Here is a 16,863-nt window from a genome sequence, read left to right as displayed (position 1 = left end):
GAAAAACATGAAAAAGATATTTTTATATACTATGATGTTCTTATCGGCTTGTTTGACGGCTTGTAATGAGGACTTCAATAAAGATGTGACAGACCCACAATCTTACCCACAAGAGGACGAGCAAACCGTTGACGGTTTTACTGTTCAAAAATCGGATAAATTCTCTACTCTTGTTCTTACCGAGGATATATTAACTGCTAATGCACCAATAGAAGCTTTTAGCATCACAGCTAAACCAACTTTGGCCGAAGGTGCCACCACTAGTTTACGTTTAGTGGCTGCAAAGACAAGTGAATTTACAGAAACTAAAGAACTAAGCAGTAAATTGATTGAAGGAGTAACGACTATTAATCCGAATGACTTGAATGAACTAGTTAAGGGTTTCTATGGAAAGGCTCCTAATGCTCGTGAATTGTATGTACGTGCGTTCATTTACATTAATGATGGGACTGCTTCTTCTATGGTGCCAACTCCTGTAACATTTGGACCGATAACAGTAACTCCTGTAGGTCCTGTTATTGAAAGTGCCTATTATTTGTATGGTGCACCAACAGGATGGGATAAAGATAATGTCTTGAAATTCTCTCAAAGTGGTAAAGATGTTTACGAAGATCCAATCTTCACCATCATGTTCCCTGCAGTGAAGGACTCTGAAACTGGAGAAGTTGCAGATTGTTGGTTTAAGATTGCTTCTCAGTCGAGTGTTGATGCTCAGAAAGCAGGTGGCGATCTTGAATCTGTCGGAATTTTAGGTAGTGCTACTAATGGTGATGACGCTTTGGAAGGTTCATTGGTTTCTGAAGGTGCTCAAGCGATGAAGATTGCTAAGGGTGATTATCAATATATTCGTATTACATTGAATATGATGGAATACACTTATAAGATTGAGACTCTAAATGTTTCACCTTATCTTTGGGTGCCTGGAAATCATCAAGGTTGGAATCCTGCAACAGCTTTACAACTTTACACTTCTGAGATGGATATGATTTATACCGGATTCATGTATTTGGATGGTGGATTTAAATTGACAGGTCAAAATTCATGGACTGGTGATATCTATGGTTACAGTGAGTTTACTACTGTTTCGAATATAGTATCTAATGACGGTGGTAACTTGAAAGTTGATCCGGGTTTCTATTATTTGAAAGCAAACTTAACTACAAAGAGTTTTGAGGCTACTAAAACAACTTGGGGACTTATTGGTGATGCTACACCTGGTGGTTGGAGCACTGATACTCCTATGGCTTATAATAATGCTGATAACACCTGGAGAGTAACCACAACATTGGTTGACGGAAGCTTTAAATTTAGAGCTAACAGCGCTTGGGATATTAATGTCGGAGGTACTCCTGCTAAGTTGCTACCGAGTGGTGATAATATTTCTGTTACTGCAGGAACTTATGAGATCATTCTGCATTTAGGTAATGATTCTAATAGCTCTTGTGAGATTATTAAGAAATAAGGTTCGTTAATAAATATAAGTATCAATAGAAGCTGCTTCGGTTTCCGAGCAGCTTTTATTGTCAAATTTGAATAAAAAGTATATATAATGAAGACCGTACATCACTTTTTATCCGTTTTGTTTTTTCTATTGATATTCTCTTCTTGTTCAGAGAATAGAGATTTCCCAATACCAACCCCTCCGGATGTTGTTTTGCGCGATGGGTTTAATTATTCAGAATCGTCACCTGATGCAGATAAAGCTTTAACTATTACGTTTAAGGCTGGATCAACATCTGCTCTTTATGGGTATTCGGGAGATGTTTATTTACACACGGGAGTTATTGTTGAAGGAACATGGATGTTTGTCCCGGCTGCATGGGATGAAAATATTAGTAAATGCAAGATGACGAAGGTTGAAGACAATGTCTGGAAGATTGATCTTTCTCCTTCTGTTCGTCAATGGTTTGGTTCTGGTGAGACAGCTGTCGTTAAATTAGGTTTCGTTGTTCGCAGTGCGGATGGTACTAAAAAAGGAATCGCTAGTGATACTTTCCTTGATTTAACAGATTCTAAATACACTGCTTTCACACCTGGTGAGATTAAACAGTCTACTTTGCCATCTGGGGTCGTAGCTGGAATTAATGTTATTGATCATGCGACAGTCACTCTGGTTCTTTATGATAAAGATAAGAACGGTGCGCATAAAGATTTTGCATATGTTGTTGGTGACTTCAACAATTGGAAGTTAAGTAATGACGACAAAAGCCAAATGTTTCGTGATGATGCAGCAGGCTGTTGGTGGATTACATTAACCGGTTTGGATGCGACTAAAGAATATGCTTTCCAATATTATGTTGGAACGACAGGGAAAGAAACCATTCGATTGGCAGATGCTTACTCACGTAAGATACTTGATCCTAATAATGACAAGTACATTTCTTCAACGACCTATCCGGAGAATATGACTTATCCTGCCGGGGCAATTGGTATTGCTTCAGTGTTTAAGATTAATGAAACTTCTTACAATTGGAAAGTCTCTAATTTTAAAGTAGCCGACAAAGATAATTTGGTTATTTATGAATTGCTTTTGAGAGACTTTACTTCAACGGGTGATCTTAATGGAGCAATGGCAAAACTAGATTATATTAAATCGCTTGGCTTTAATGCGATTGAACTCATGCCGGTGCAGGAGTTTGATGGGAATGATAGCTGGGGTTATAACCCTTGTTTCTTCTTTGCTATGGATAAAGCTTATGGAACCGATACCATGTATAAGCAGTTTATTGATGCTTGTCACGAACGTGGCATCGCTGTGATTTTCGACGTGGTTTATAACCATGCGAGTGGTAGTCATCCGTTTGCAAAGCTTTATTGGGATAGCAGTGCTAATAAAACAGCAGCAAATAACCCTTGGTTTAATGTAGATGCTCCACATCCATATAGTGTATTCCATGATTTTAATCATGAATCGCCGTTAGTACGACAGTTTGTGAAGCGCAATCTGAAGTTCTTATTGGATGAATATCATATTGATGGATTCCGTTTCGATTTGGCTAAAGGATTCACTCAGAAAAGTAGTACAGAAGCTAATGCTGCTAATTATGATGCTTCACGTATTGCGATCTGGAAAGATTATAACGCTGCGATCAAGAATGCAAAAAGTGATGCGATTGTGATTCTTGAATTGTTTGCGGAAGATTCGGAAGAAAAAGTCCTGGCTGCTGATGGTATGAAAGTGTGGCGGAATCTAAATAACGCTTATTGTCAATCGGGTATGAGTTGGAAAGATGATAGTGATTTTTACCGCTTATACACAGGAACAAACAATATGACTTTTGGAGCTTACATTGGTTATATGGAGAGTCATGATGAAGAACGCGTGAATTATAAGATTAAATCGTATGGTAATGGCGATTTGAAAACAAACAATGTTAATCGTTTGAAGAGTCTTTCGACTAATGCCGCTTTCTTCTTTACAGTTCCCGGACCAAAAATGGTGTGGCAGTTTGGAGAGATGGCGTATGACATTTCTATCGAACAAGGTGGACGTACAAGTAAGAAACCGATTCACTGGGAGTATTTAGAGTCGAATAAAGCTTTGGTCGATAATTACACGAAGTTAATTAATTTTAGAGTGAACCATCCGTCACTATTTACCTCTGCATCGACTTTAGATTGGAAAGTTGGTTATAGTGATTGGGATAACGGTCGTACGTTGACTCTAACCTCTGTGGGCGGTAAGAAGTTGCATGTATTTGGTAATTTTACCATCAGTGCAATGAACTATACTCTTCCCGCAGGTACGTGGTACGATTACCTCGGAACTGGCTCAGCGGTTCAAGGTGGACAAACCATCTCTGTTCCGGCGCATGAGTTCCGTTTATATACTAGTTTTGCTCCTCAGAATTGATTTATAAATCTTATTGGGCAAGATTAAGATAAAGGTTAATCCTATTTGTTTTTAGATTATAGACCTTGTATTACGTTTATTATAATATCGTAATGCAAGGTCTTTTCTATTTATTTTGCTCAATTAAAAGTCTATTGTGCATTTTTTACATCCTTTTCTTGGCAAAACCAAGCGTTTGAGTAATTTTGCAACCTGATAGTTAACCGGATAGTTCAGATAGCAAGAATTTACTAGACGACTACTGGCTGCTAACTTGTAGAAATACTAATACTAAAATTAATAACATGAGTTTGAAAATTGTCGTATTGGCAAAACAAGTTCCTGACACTCGTAATGTTGGGAAAGATGCCATGAAAGCCGACGGTACTATTAACCGTGCGGCACTCCCTGCCATCTTCAATCCCGAAGACTTGAATGCTCTTGAGCAAGCGCTTCGATTGAAAGATGCTCATCCAGGCTCAACCGTGACTATTTTAACGATGGGTCCCGGTCGTGCGGCTGATATTATTCGTGAAGGATTATTCCGTGGTGCTGATAATGGTTATTTGTTGACTGATCGTGCTTTTGCCGGAGCTGATACGTTGGCTACATCATATGCTTTGGCTACTGCCATTCGTAAGATTGGTGAGTATGATGTGATTATTGGTGGTCGTCAAGCTATCGATGGTGATACGGCTCAAGTTGGGCCACAAGTTGCTGAGAAACTTGGATTGACTCAGATTACTTATGCTGAGGAAATCTTGGGCATTAAAGATGGACGAATCACAGTGAAACGTCACATCGATGGTGGTGTGGAGACTGTCGAAGGACCATTGCCAATCGTGATCACGGTCAACGGTTCTGCTGCTGCTTGTCGTCCTCGTAATGCAAAGTTGATCCAAAAGTACAAACATGCGAAAACCATCACCGAAAAGCAACAAGGCAACTTAGATTATACGGATTTATACGATAAGCATGATTATTTGAATCTAGCGGAGTGGAGCGTATCTGACGTGAACGGTGACTTGGCTCAGTGTGGATTGTCCGGCTCGCCAACTAAAGTTAAAGCGATTCAAAATATCGTTTTCCAAGCTAAGGAGAGCAAAACAATCGATGCAAACGATCGTGATGTAGAAGATCTTATTGTGGAACTATTAGCTAATCATACTATCGGATAATTATGAACAACTTATTTGTATATTGCGAAATAGAAGATGGCATCGTCGCTGACGTTAGTCTTGAACTTCTAACTAAAGGTCGCTCGTTAGCTAATCAGCTCAACTGTCAGTTGGAAGCGATTGTTGCCGGATCGGGATTAGAGGGTGTTGAAACACAAATCTTACCCTATGGCGTAGATAAACTTCACGTTTTCGACGGTGAAGGACTTTATCCTTATACCTCTTTACCTCATACTTCAGTTTTAGTGAACTTGTTTAAGGAAGAAGAACCACAAGTGTGTTTGATGGGAGCTACCGTGATCGGTCGTGACCTTGGGCCACGGGTCTCTTCTGCATTGACTAGCGGGTTGACTGCCGACTGTACATCGTTAGAGATCGGTGATCATGAGGATAAAAAAGAAGGTAAGACGTATAAGAACTTGCTGTATCAGATTCGTCCGGCATTTGGTGGTAACATTGTGGCTACGATTATCAATCCGGAACACCGCCCACAGATGGCAACGGTACGTGAAGGCGTGATGAAGAAGGCAATCCTTGCACCGGATTATAAAGGTGAAGTGATTCGCCATGATGTGAAAAAGTATGTGGCTGATACAGACTATATCGTAAAAGTCATTGAACGTCATGTTGAAAAGGCTAAAAACAATTTGAAGGGTTCTCCGATTATCATTGCCGGTGGCTATGGAGTTGGTTCGAAAGATAACTTCAATCTGTTGTTCGATTTGGCTAAAGTGCTTAACGCTGAAGTCGGTGCAAGTCGTGCGGCTGTTGATGCAGGCTATGTGGATCATGATCGTCAGATCGGTCAGACCGGAGTAACCGTTCGCCCGAAACTGTATATTGCTTGTGGTATTTCCGGACAAATCCAACACATTGCGGGTATGCAAGAGAGTGGCATTATTATTTCGATTAATAATGATCCGGAGGCTCCAATCAATACGATTGCTGATTATGTAATCAATGGAACAGTAGAAGAAGTGGTTCCGAAGATGATTAAATATTACAAGAAGAATTCTAAGTAATCATTTGAGAACCTGTAAAAACAAGAATTAATATGGCTAATTTTTATTTAGATACTCCGGAACTCAAGCATCACTTGAACCATCCGTTGATGAAGAGAATTGTTGAGCTGAAAGAACGTAATTACACCGATAAGGATCAGTTCGATTATGCTCCGATTGATTTTGAAGATGCTATGGATAGCTACGACAAGGTATTGGAAATTGTCGGAGAAATCTGTGGTGACATTGTGGCTCCTAACGCTGAAGGCGTTGATCACGAAGGCCCGGTCTGTGCCGATGGTCGTGTGGCATATGCTAGCGGAACTGTGACTAACTTAGAAGCTTGTCGCAAAGCCGGTTTGATGGGTATGGCGATGCCTCGTCGTTTTGGCGGCTTGAACTTCCCAATCACACCTTACATCATGGCTGCTGATATCGTGAGCCGTTGTGATGCCGGTTTTGAGAACTTATGGGGATTGCAAGATTGCGCCGAAACCATTTACGAGTTTGCTACTGAGGAACAAAAACAACGTTATATCACTCGCGTTTGTCAAGGTGAAACCATGTCGATGGACTTGACTGAACCGGATGCGGGTTCCGACCTTCAGGCGGTGATGTTGAAAGCAACCTATAGCGAAAAAGATCAGTGCTGGTATTTGAATGGTGTGAAACGTTTCATTACCAATGGTGATTCTGATATTCACTTGGTGTTGGCTCGTTCGGAAGAAGGCACACACGATGGTCGTGGACTTTCAATGTTTATTTACGACAAACGTAACGGTGGGGTGACTGTTCGCCGTATCGAAAACAAAATGGGTATTAAAGGGTCGCCAACTTGCGAACTTGTCTACAAGAATGCTAAGGCGGAACTTTGTGGCGATCGTAAACTTGGTCTGATTAAGTATGTGATGGCTTTGATGAATGGCGCTCGTTTGGGTATTGCCGCTCAATCGGTTGGTATTTCTCATGCCGCTTATAACGAGGCGTTGGCTTATGCTAAAGATCGTAAGCAGTTCGGTAAAGCGATCATTGAATTCCCTGCGGTATCGGAGATCTTGGCTGTGATGAAAGCAAAATTGGATGCTTCACGTACGTTGTTGTACGAGACTGCTCGTTTCGTGGACGTTTATAAAGCGTTGGACGATGTGGCTAAGGAACGCAAGTTGACTCCTGAAGAACGTACCGAACAAAAGACTTTTGCTAAGTTGGCCGACTCGTTTACGCCTCTTGGTAAAGGATTAGGAAGTGAGTTCGCTAATCAGAATGCTTACGACTGTATCCAGATTCATGGGGGGTCCGGTTTTATGAAGGATTATGCTTGCGAACGCATCTATCGTGATGCGCGTATCACTTCTATTTATGAAGGAACGACTCAGTTGCAAGTGGTGGCTGCCATTCGTTATGTCACTACCGGTGCTTATCTGAATCGTATGAAAGAGTACGAGATGATGGCTGTGGCTCCTGAATTCGAAGGCTTGAAGAACCGCTTGAAAGAGATGACCAGCAAATATACGGCTTGTGTGAACCAAATAGTGGAGACTAAGGATCAGGAACAACTTGATTTCTGTGCTCGTCGTTTGGTTGAAATGGCCGGATACATCATTATGGGACATCTGTTAGTTCAAGATGCTTCTGCTGATGATTTGTTTGCAGAGTCGGCTCAGGTCTTTGTACGTTACGCTGAATCTGAAATTGAAAAGCATTTCAATTTTATTCGTAAGTTCGATAAAGACGATTTAGCATACTATCGTAAATAAATGAACTTGATTTATTACATTCGATGATGGTTATTGTTTAAAGACAACAAAAAAGAATCATCTAGATTTAAAAGGCACCTCAATAGGGTGCCTTTTTGCTTATCGTTAACTAAGTGCTTGCACGCCCTATCGCATCTCTTTTATCTACGAACTCAGTGTTATTAGTCGTTTCGCCCTTTTCATTAATCGCTGCGAAGGTTTTGTCTGTTGAGCCTTCGAACGAAGGCTCTTCGGCCCTCGAACGAGGGCTCATGGGTTTTCGTTCGAGGGCTGAAGAGCCCTGCTTCGAGGGCTCAATAAATGACCTTTTAACAGCAACTAAATGTGCTTTGGGGTGAAATAATCTAGATTAAATGTCTTGTTAATTGCATTATGAAGAATGTTATTTCTAATGTTATATTTGGTCTGATGTATCTAAACTAGATGTAAATTCATTATACAAGAAAAAATAAAAAATGATCTTTAGGAATAGACTCATTTAACCCTAATTGGGAAACTCTATAAAGTAAATGTTTTTGTTAGATATAATCCCGAAAAACTTCGAAAAGCGATTAATATTGGACTGAAATAAAAAAAATATTTGCTTTTTAGTCTTATTTTCTTTATCTTTGTATTTCTAGAGTACGGCGACAGACTGTTTTTTTATAAGAAATATAATTTTTCTAGCTGTTCTTCTTCAGGTATTTTTTTCAAATATCTATCCATTTTTAGCTGCTCGGTCTGTTCAATTAACATGTTTATTAATCTTTCGGATGCTTTAAGTATTTCCGTCTAAAAATCAGAACTTTATGAGATATAAAGAACGATTTCTTTTTGTGTTTTTTTTCATTTTTTGTTTTCAAATCAAAGGGGGCGCTCAAGATAAGCCTCAAGTTAAGTTAGGTGGTGCACTACGTTTTAATTATAATTATTCCGATTGGAATTCAAATAATAGAAAACGTGGAGGAGATCTAGGGTATGATGTGCTTCGTTTAGACGTTGATGCTTCTTATAAACGCCTCAGTTTAGATCTTGACTATAGATTTTATCCATCTTCATCAGGAGGAGGAATGCTGAAGCATGGTTTTATTGGTTATGAGTTTAACGATCGCCACAACTTCCAATTTGGATTAGTACCGGTACCTTTTGGGCTTAAGCCTTATACTTCAAATAGTTATTTTTTCAACATTAATTATTATCTCGGTTTTGAGGACGATGCCGATCTTGGAGTGAGTTATCATTATCAAGATAAGCATTGGGGGGCTTCTTTGGCTTTCTTTAAAAATGCTGATGTTCTTGATTTCTCTTCGGGACGTGAGGCTTCGCCCGATCGCTATGGCTATGATGTTGGAGGACGAAATAAAGAAACGAACCAACTCAATGGACAAGTGACCTATCAGTTTGGAACGACGTGGAAACAACAGTTGGGCGTTTCCGGACAATTAGGCGGACTTTATAATCTTGACACGCAAGAGATGGGAACGACTGCCGCATGGGCCTTGCATTATATGGTCGATTATAAACATTGGAACTTAAAAGCCCAATATACCGGTTATAAGATGAAACCTCGGAACAAAGTTGGCGATAGTCGTGAGAGTGTGGCAATGATTGCTTATGGTCTTGATTATCAAATGGCTTCAGAAGCGAATACTTATTCTATCGCCTTGGCTTATAAAATACCGATCAACAAAGGTATACTCGATGAGATCTGTCTGTATAATGATTTTAGCATGATGCAAAAACAGATCGACGGGTTTAATGATAGCTATCAGAATGTAACGGGAGCAATGTTGACTATGGGACCTATTTATACTTATGTAGATTGGATCGCAGGGAAAAATCAACCTTGGTTTGGCGCTGATTGGAATACAGCTTTTGCAGAAGGGATCGATTCTAAATGGCACACGCGGGTAAATGTGAATGTAGGTTATTATTTTTAATTGATTAAATGATACATATTGAATGAGTAAAATAGAAATTAAAAACTTAGATGTTGTCTTTGGGCATGATAAACAGCGGGCTTTAAAAATGCTTGATGAGAATAAGACTAAGGCAGAAATTTTAAAATCGACAGGATGTACTGTCGCGGTCAAACATGCAAATTTATCAATTAATGAAGGAGAGATCTTTGTGATAATGGGGCTCTCTGGTAGCGGAAAGTCGACTTTGTTGCGTTGCATTAACCGATTGATTCGCCCAACCTCTGGTGAGGTGGTGATTAATGATATCGATATTTCGAAAGTTTCAGATAAGGAGTTATTGCAGATTCGTCGTAAAGAACTTGCCATGGTCTTTCAGAATTTTGGATTGTTACCTCATCGTACGGTACTTGAGAATATTGCATTTGGTCTTGAATTACAGGGGGTCAGTAAAAAGGAACGCGAGAAGAAAGCGGAGGAAAGTATGCTTTTGGTTGGCTTGAAAGGCTACGGATTGCAAATGGTGAGTGAACTTTCCGGAGGTATGCAGCAACGTGTTGGTTTGGCTCGTGCCTTAGCCAACGATCCGGAAGTGTTATTGATGGATGAGGCTTTCTCGGCTTTAGACCCACTGATTAGAGTGCAAATGCAAGACGAGTTGTTGACGATTCAGCAACGAATGAAAAAAACGATTGTGTTTATTACTCATGATTTAAATGAAGCCATTAAGCTGGGTGATCGTATTGCGATTATGAAGGATGGAGAAGTGGTGCAAATCGGCACTTCGGAGGAAATCCTTAGTGATCCGGCGAACGATTATGTTGAACGCTTTGTTGAACATGTCGATCGTACGAAGATACTGACGGCATCTTCTATTATGATTGTAGAGCCTGTGACGGCTCGTGTAGAAAAAGAAGGACCTGAGGTGCTTATACGTAAGATGCGTGAGAAAAACCTATCGGTACTTCCAGTCGTTGATGCGAACAAGAAATTGCTAGGTGAAGTGAGACTGAAAGATCTGCTTCGGCTTAGGAAAACACAGACTAGAAGTATTGATTCTATCATACGTGCTGAGGTGCATTCTATTTTGGGGGATACTATACTTGAAGATGTATTGCCTCTGATGACTAAAACGAACTCACCGATTTGGGTGGTTGATGATAATCGGACGTTTCAAGGTATTGTTCCATTGACCTCACTGATTATTGAGGCTACTGGAAAAGATAAAGAAGAAATCAACGAAATTATTCAAAACGCAATAGATTTATGATAAATATAGGAAAATATATAGAGATCGCTATTAATTGGTTGACGGAACATTTTGCTTCATTTTTCGATACGCTCAGCTTGGCTATCGGAGGATTTATTGAAGGGTTCCAACAAATCCTGTTTGGCATTCCTTTTTATGTCACCATATTGGTCTTGGCCCTTTTAGCTTGGTTTAAAGCGGGGAAAGGTACAGCAGTATTTACCGTTTTGGGCTTATTACTGATTTATGGTATGGGCTTTTGGGAAGAGACGATGCAAACCTTGGCTTTAGTTTTATCAGCAACGTGTTTGGCTTTGTTGCTGGGAGTTCCTTTAGGTATTTGGACGGCAAACAGTTCGAAGTGCGATAAGGTGATGCGTCCGATCCTTGATTTTATGCAAACGATGCCTGCATTTGTGTATCTTATTCCTGCGGTTCTATTCTTTGGATTGGGTACTGTGCCCGGGACATTTGCTACGATTATTTTTGCGATGCCACCGGTCGTACGCTTAACCGGGTTAGGTATTCGTCAGGTGCCTCTTAATGTGATAGAAGCGTCGCGGTCATTTGGCGCAAATCCTTGGCAACTCTTGTTTAAGGTACAATTGCCATTGGCTTTGCCTACTATCCTTACCGGAATTAACCAAACGATTATGATGTCACTTTCGATGGTGGTTATCGCGGCAATGATTTCGGCCGGCGGACTTGGTGAGGTTGTTCTTAAGGGAATTACGCAAATGAAGATCGGATTGGGATTTGAAGGTGGAATAGCCGTCGTTATTTTGGCTATTGTGCTCGATCGTATCACTCAAGGTATAGCCAATAATCGTAAGAAGACGAATTAGGTTTGAGTGCCGGATGATGGTACATTCCATGGATAAAGAAGTGTATAAACTAATGATTAAAAAGAATTAAGATGATGATAAATAGATTGAAAGTTGTAGGAGTAATTTTAGTGGCCATTCTTTTGATAGTTGGCTGTGGAGGTAAAAGCTATTCGAAGAAGATCAATATTGCTTATACGAATTGGGCAGAAGGAATTGCTATTACCCATGTAGTTAAAGCGGTTTTTGAAGATCAAGGTTACGATGTTAAGTTGTTGAATGCTGATGTTGCACCGATCTTTACTTCGCTTTCGCGTCAGAAGACTGATGTCTTTCTTGATGTTTGGATGCCAATTACTCATGCCGATTATATGACGCAATACGGAGATAAGTTAGAAGTTCTAGGAGATGTTTTTCAAAATGCACGTATCGGATTGGTTGTGCCTAGCTATGTGAAAATAAACTCAATCGAAGAATTGAACCAATTTAAGAAAGAGTTTGGAGGAGCAATTGTAGGTATTGATGCCGGAGCCGGTATTATGAAAACAACAGAAAAAGCAATTGATGCTTATCAGCTGGATTATAAATTGATGACTTCAAGTGGCCCCGCGATGACGGCTTCATTAAAGAAAGCAATCGACGACAAGGAATACGTGGTGGTTACAGGATGGACTCCACACTGGATGTTTGACCGTTTTGATTTGAAAGTCTTGGAAGATTCTAAGAAAGTTTACGGAGATGCCGAGAAAATACAGGCAGTGGCTTGGAAAGGTTTCACCGAATCTGACCCGTTTGCCGCTGAGTTATTGAGTCATGTTCGTTTTTCAGACGCTGAGATCAGTTCATTGATGACAGCAATAGAGGAGTCGGAGACTACTGAAGATGATGCCGCTCGTCAGTGGATAGCGCAACATCGTGAGTTGATTGATAGTTGGATTCCTCAACTTCAAAAATAAAAAAAACTAAGAGATCGATTGAATCACGACATTTCCTCTGCAAATTATTCTTTAGAGAATAGTATGGAAGTGTAAACCGATTATGAGATCTCATGATGTTAGTTTTGTTTAGTGTTATTTCTTTAAATAGACAGAAAGTTCTCATTACTGTGTATTGAGACTTTCTGTCTATTTAAGTTTTAGGAGCATGAGAATTTGGTCTCTCCTTTAAGAAGTCGATCGATTTGATCTCTTTTCATTGATATTTCAGTAATTTTGCCTACTGATAGATCATGGACGAACGTAAGATTATACATATTGATATGGATGCTTTCTTTGCATCTGTGGAGCAACGAGATCATCCTCAGTGGCGCGGGAAACCTTTGGCTGTTGGATATGAGGGTAGCCGTGGAGTCGTGTCTGCTGCAAGCTATGAGGCTCGGCGATATGGAGTGCGTTCGGCTATGTCGTCCATCAAAGCTAAGCGATTATGCCCTAATCTGATTTTTGCTCCGGTTCGCCATGATGTTTATAAAGAGGTGTCACGGTCTATTCATGAGATCTTTCACGATTATACTGATATCATTGAGCCTCTATCTCTTGATGAAGCTTTTCTGGATGTGACAGAGAATAAGAAGGGAGTCTTTCTGGCTGTTGATATGGCTAAAGAGATCAAAAAGAGGATACGTGAGGAACTCGATTTGGTGGCTTCTGCAGGGGTATCGTATAATAAATTTTTGGCAAAGATTGCTTCTGATTATCGCAAACCGGATGGATTATGCACCATTCATCCTGATCAGGCCTTAACTTTTATTGCGCATTTACCTATTGAGTCGTTTTGGGGTATCGGACCGGTTACGGCTAAGAAAATGCACCAATTGGGCATTCATAATGGAGAATTACTGCGTTCTTGCTCATTGTCCATGCTAACTCGCCACTTTGGAAAGGCTGGGGCGCTGTATTATGAATGTGCCCGCGGCGTTGATCTTCGCCCTGTAGAGGCTGTTCGAGTGAGAAAGTCTATTGGTTGTGAACATACTTTAGAGAAAGATATTTCATATCGTTCATCTGTAATCATCGAACTTTATCATGTTGCTGTTGAACTAACCGAACGGTTGAAGCGCAAAGATTTCGTAGGGAATACCCTTACCTTGAAGATTAAATATCATGATTTTAAGCAAATCACACGTAGTGTCACGCAAGAACATGATCTTACAACTCTCGATTGTATTCTTCCATTAGCTAAAGAGTTATTAAAAGAGGTGTCGTTTGAGGATCATCCAATACGTCTTATCGGCTTGTCGGTCTCCAATCCTAAAAAAGAAGGTAACGAACAAGGACGTTGGGAACAATTGAGTTTCGAATTTAGTGATTGGGAATGATCTGGACGTTTTGATCAGCATATTCGTATAATTTTCTTCCATGCCTTAGTTGTAAAGTCGTTATTTTTGCTCGGTATAAAACAAAATCAACTATGAACATGAAAAAACATTTACGTGTTTGGATAACATTGTGCCTTTGTAGCATTACGCTTATTGCACAAGCTTATACCGAACGTAATTTATTACAGCAACTTACCAATGAGGCTCGATTAAAAGAAGTGCTGTTGACTCATCAAAAATGGGTTGCTTTTCCAGCTTATACCGACCGAGTGGCTTGGGATGGCTTGATGGGAGAAAACAAGCAGCGCTTAATTGAAGCAGGTGAGAAATTACTTAACTATGAGTGGCGATTGGTTTCTGCTACAGCTTATTTAGAATATGAGCGAAGTGGCAACCGAAATGTGATGCAAGATCCTTATGAGTCTAATCGTCTGGCATTAAATACCCTGATGTTAGCCGAACTTGCCGAAGGGAAAGGACGGTTTATCGATCAGCTTATTAATGGAGTATATATGAGTTGTGAAATGACTTCTTGGGTGTTGTCGGCACATCTTCCTAATCAAAGTTCTAAGCGCTCATTACCAGATTTTCGGCAACAGATCATTGATCTTGGATCTGGAGGTTATGGTGCTCTGATCTCTTGGATTCACTATTTTTTCCACGAAAGTTTCGATAAGGTTAATCCGGTGATTACTTTGCATCTAGAGAAAACGATTAAAGAGCGTATTCTTGATCCTTATATGAATGATGATTCGATGTGGTGGATGGCTTTTCAATGGGAACCGGGTCGTATCATTAACAACTGGAATCCTTGGTGTAATTCAAATGTTTTGCAGTGCTTTCTTCTGATGGAGAACGATACTGAACGGTTGACAAAAGCGGTTTATCGATCAATGTTATCGGTCGATCGATTTATCAACTTTGTTAAGGCTGATGGTGCTTGTGAGGAAGGTCCTTCATATTGGGGGCATGCTGCTGGAAAATTATATGATTATTTGCAAATCTTATCGGATGCTACGGGAGGCAAGGTCTCTTTGTTTGGTGAACCTATGATCCGTCGGATGGGGGAATATATTTCTCGTTCGTATGTTGGTAAAGGATGGGTTGTGAATTTTGCCGATGCCTCGGCTAAGGGGGGAGGCGATGCTCAGTTGATCTATCGTTATGGTAAGGCTGTTGCGAGTGATGAGATGATGACGTTTGCAGCTTATTTACTTAACGGTAAAAAACCTTATGCGACATTAGGCAATGATGCTTATCGGTCGTTGCAATCTTTACTTTGTTATAAAGGGCTATCGGAAACTCCCGCAGCACATCGCATGCCTGATATTACTTGGTATCCGGAAACCGAGTTTTGTTATATGAAGAATCGTAATGGATTATTTGTAGCTGCCAAAGGAGGATTTAATAACGAAAGTCATAATCATAATGATGCCGGTACTTTCTCTTTTTATGTTGACCAAACTCCAATGCTTATTGATGCAGGCGTTGGTACCTATACTCGTTTAACGTTTAGTAGTCAGCGCTATACGATCTGGACAATGCAAAGTGATTATCATAATCTACCGATGATTAATGGTGTTGCTCAGAAGTATGGACAGGATTATAAAGCTAAGGGAACAGTGTGTAATCAAGGTAAGAAACAATTTGTAACTGATATATCCGGAGCTTATCCTGCTGAAGCTCAGGTAAAGAATTGGTTGCGTAAATATACTCTAAAATCTAATCAGTTGATTATTGATGATCAGTTCGAGCTGAAAGCATTTAAAGCCTCTAATCAAGTTAATTTCTTAACTTGGGGAGAAGTGACATTCCCAAAGAAAGGGATTATTCGTATTGAGGTAGAAAATAAAAAGGTGGAGCTTTCTTATCCTGAAATCTTTGAACCTCAATTGGAAACAATTCGTTTGGATGATTCACGCTTGTCCGATGTTTGGGGAAAGACGATTTATCGTATCATGTTGCATACCACCGATCGGTCATTAAAAGGGCATTATCGCTTTGTAATCAACAACTTGAATTAATTTTATCATTTTAAAAGAATACCGTTTATGAAAAAAGTACTACTACTTACTCTTTTAGTCATTTCTGGGGTTTCTATGAAAGCTCAGAACGAGATCGAGAACGATAAGTTTACTACAGAAGTGAATGCTGTCGTGAAGAATCCGAATAAAACTCCTTCTGGCGTTTGGTTCGTTGTAAATAATGAAAAGGAGGGGGCGACTACAATCACTTGGCAAGGTAATACGGGTGATAAAGCTTATCCATGTGCAATGAAATTCGATAATCGTGAAGCTGATAAAGACTTATCGTGGTACAAGGCCTTTGTAGGGCAACGCATCACTAAAGAGTTGGAGAAAACTGTTTATAACCTCACATTCTTTGTGCGTACTAACCAATCCAATGCCTCTATCTCGGCTTATATAAAGCAATCGGTTGAGGAAAAGAGTGATAATGGTAAGTATAATACGACATTTTTTGTGCGCGACCAATACGATGCTCAGTCACAAAAGAAATCCTCTGCTGCTCAATACAACTATAATGTAAAGCATGCTGATAAGTGGACTAAAGTTAGCGTTGATTTTGATTTATCACAATTGGTCAACACCGTTAACAGTCAAAGTTCTACTCCAGATTTACAGATTACTACTACTCCCGATCATGCAGCTATCTTGAAAGATTGTTATATTGCAATCCTTTCTCAAACTAAAGGTGCTGTAGTGGAGATTAGTCAAGTTACTTTTCAAAAGAAGAAATAGATCATCTTAAGATCAATCATTTGGTCGTTTATCAGTCCCTAATTATAA

General features: G+C 39.9%; 12 protein-coding genes. All 12 read left to right on the top strand.

The window, feature by feature from the left end; all coding sequences use genetic code 11:
- Positions 1-7 precede the first annotated feature (7 nt).
- Positions 8-1,462: an Outer membrane protein SusF domain-containing protein gene (locus AC4PG5_RS06765; protein ID WP_492028199.1), complete on the top strand. Its 1,455-nt coding sequence runs from the start codon at positions 8-10 to the stop codon at positions 1,460-1,462.
- 87 nt (positions 1,463-1,549) lie between these two features.
- Positions 1,550-3,853: an alpha-amylase family glycosyl hydrolase gene (locus AC4PG5_RS06760; RefSeq protein ID WP_492028198.1), complete on the top strand. Its 2,304-nt coding sequence runs from the start codon at positions 1,550-1,552 to the stop codon at positions 3,851-3,853.
- Between the two features lie 284 nt (positions 3,854-4,137).
- Positions 4,138-5,010 (top strand): electron transfer flavoprotein subunit beta/FixA family protein, encoded by an 873-nt coding sequence (locus AC4PG5_RS06755; protein ID WP_492028197.1) that lies wholly within the window; start codon positions 4,138-4,140, stop codon positions 5,008-5,010.
- 2 nt (positions 5,011-5,012) lie between these two features.
- Entirely contained in the window at positions 5,013-6,032 is a 1,020-nt protein-coding gene (locus AC4PG5_RS06750; RefSeq protein WP_492028196.1) for an electron transfer flavoprotein subunit alpha/FixB family protein, read from the top strand.
- A gap of 32 nt (positions 6,033-6,064) precedes the next feature.
- Entirely contained in the window at positions 6,065-7,768 is a 1,704-nt protein-coding gene (locus tag AC4PG5_RS06745) for an acyl-CoA dehydrogenase family protein (RefSeq protein ID WP_492030647.1), read from the top strand.
- 788 nt (positions 7,769-8,556) lie between these two features.
- Positions 8,557-9,687 carry a porin family protein gene (locus AC4PG5_RS06740; RefSeq protein WP_492030646.1) on the top strand — a complete coding sequence of 377 codons (1,131 nt, stop codon included), beginning with the start codon at positions 8,557-8,559 and terminating at the stop codon, positions 9,685-9,687.
- A gap of 22 nt (positions 9,688-9,709) precedes the next feature.
- The gene (locus tag AC4PG5_RS06735; RefSeq protein ID WP_492030645.1) at positions 9,710-10,936 is read left to right on the top strand and encodes a quaternary amine ABC transporter ATP-binding protein; all 1,227 of its coding nucleotides are present in this window, start codon (positions 9,710-9,712) and stop codon (positions 10,934-10,936) included.
- Complete coding sequence (locus AC4PG5_RS06730) at positions 10,933-11,760, top strand: ABC transporter permease (protein ID WP_492030644.1); 828 nt, start codon at positions 10,933-10,935, stop codon at positions 11,758-11,760. Before AC4PG5_RS06735 ends, AC4PG5_RS06730 begins: the two co-directional genes overlap by 4 nt.
- Before the next feature lie 74 nt (positions 11,761-11,834).
- Positions 11,835-12,695, top strand: a complete 861-nt coding sequence (locus AC4PG5_RS06725) for a glycine betaine ABC transporter substrate-binding protein (protein WP_492030705.1) — start codon at positions 11,835-11,837, stop codon at positions 12,693-12,695.
- Positions 12,696-12,967: 272 nt separating this feature from the next.
- Positions 12,968-14,056 carry a DNA polymerase IV gene (gene dinB, locus AC4PG5_RS06720; RefSeq protein WP_492030643.1) on the top strand — a complete coding sequence of 363 codons (1,089 nt, stop codon included), beginning with the start codon at positions 12,968-12,970 and terminating at the stop codon, positions 14,054-14,056.
- Positions 14,057-14,148: 92 nt separating this feature from the next.
- Positions 14,149-16,080: a heparinase II/III family protein gene (locus tag AC4PG5_RS06715; protein WP_492030642.1), complete on the top strand. Its 1,932-nt coding sequence runs from the start codon at positions 14,149-14,151 to the stop codon at positions 16,078-16,080.
- A 27-nt stretch (positions 16,081-16,107) separates the two neighbouring features.
- Positions 16,108-16,815 (top strand): BT4411 family hyaluronic acid-binding protein, encoded by a 708-nt coding sequence (locus tag AC4PG5_RS06710; RefSeq protein WP_492030641.1) that lies wholly within the window; start codon positions 16,108-16,110, stop codon positions 16,813-16,815.
- Positions 16,816-16,863: the final 48 nt, after the last annotated feature.

The sequence above is a fragment of the Bacteroides sp. QWL-09 genome (genome assembly GCF_058683585.1).
The sequence above is the reverse complement of the archived record's forward strand: the minus strand, read 5'-3'. Positions and strand labels throughout refer to the sequence as shown.

What these genes read in the sequence shown, in the direction of transcription:
- AC4PG5_RS06755 (WP_492028197.1), top strand. Translation starts at nt 4,138, where the DNA reads ATGAGTTTGAAAATTGTCGTATTGGCAAAACAAGTTCCTGACACTCGT.
- AC4PG5_RS06760 (WP_492028198.1), top strand. Translation starts at nt 1,550, where the DNA reads ATGAAGACCGTACATCACTTTTTATCCGTTTTGTTTTTTCTATTGATA.
- AC4PG5_RS06750 (WP_492028196.1), top strand. Translation starts at nt 5,013, where the DNA reads ATGAACAACTTATTTGTATATTGCGAAATAGAAGATGGCATCGTCGCT.
- AC4PG5_RS06740 (WP_492030646.1), top strand. Translation starts at nt 8,557, where the DNA reads ATGAGATATAAAGAACGATTTCTTTTTGTGTTTTTTTTCATTTTTTGT.
- dinB (WP_492030643.1), top strand. Translation starts at nt 12,968, where the DNA reads ATGGACGAACGTAAGATTATACATATTGATATGGATGCTTTCTTTGCA.
- AC4PG5_RS06735 (WP_492030645.1), top strand. Translation starts at nt 9,710, where the DNA reads ATGAGTAAAATAGAAATTAAAAACTTAGATGTTGTCTTTGGGCATGAT.
- AC4PG5_RS06765 (WP_492028199.1), top strand. Translation starts at nt 8, where the DNA reads ATGAAAAAGATATTTTTATATACTATGATGTTCTTATCGGCTTGTTTG.
- AC4PG5_RS06730 (WP_492030644.1), top strand. Translation starts at nt 10,933, where the DNA reads ATGATAAATATAGGAAAATATATAGAGATCGCTATTAATTGGTTGACG.
- AC4PG5_RS06710 (WP_492030641.1), top strand. Translation starts at nt 16,108, where the DNA reads ATGAAAAAAGTACTACTACTTACTCTTTTAGTCATTTCTGGGGTTTCT.
- AC4PG5_RS06715 (WP_492030642.1), top strand. Translation starts at nt 14,149, where the DNA reads ATGAACATGAAAAAACATTTACGTGTTTGGATAACATTGTGCCTTTGT.
- AC4PG5_RS06745 (WP_492030647.1), top strand. Translation starts at nt 6,065, where the DNA reads ATGGCTAATTTTTATTTAGATACTCCGGAACTCAAGCATCACTTGAAC.
- AC4PG5_RS06725 (WP_492030705.1), top strand. Translation starts at nt 11,835, where the DNA reads ATGATAAATAGATTGAAAGTTGTAGGAGTAATTTTAGTGGCCATTCTT.